This window comes from Pseudomonas fluorescens (assembly GCF_001648775.1).
In the GTDB taxonomy this organism is placed as follows: domain Bacteria; phylum Pseudomonadota; class Gammaproteobacteria; order Pseudomonadales; family Pseudomonadaceae; genus Aquipseudomonas; species Aquipseudomonas fluorescens_M.
Window position 1 is genome coordinate 1 of sequence record NZ_LVEJ01000059.1, and the last position, 364, is coordinate 364.

At 62.9% G+C, this 364-nt stretch carries 1 protein-coding gene; it reads left to right on the plus strand.

Annotated features, from left to right (window positions below):
* The coding region (locus A8O26_RS30030) for an immunoglobulin-like domain-containing protein (RefSeq protein ID WP_172828230.1) at positions 1-364 on the plus strand (364 nt) is incomplete at both ends.

The window sequence follows — 364 nt, forward strand, 5'->3', positions numbered from 1 at the left end:
CACCGCCACCGGTGGCAACTTCGAAAACCTGGTACCGAGCACCGTGCCGGCAGTGACCAACGTCACCGACACCATCGACACGACCACAGTGAAACTGAGCGCCACCGAGTCGGCTGCTGAAGGCGGCACGGTTACCTACACCGCCACTGTCGGCGCGCCTGTAACGGGCTCGCCAGTTGTGGTGACCCTGGCCAATGGTCAGAACATCACCATCGAAGTGGGCAAAACCACCGGTACCGTGACCACCACCGCGCCAAACGATGCGCTGACCGGTCATGCACCGATCAGCAACGCGATCACCGGCGTGACGGGCGGCAACTACGAAAATCTGGTGGCCGACAAGACCCCGGTTGCGACCACCGTC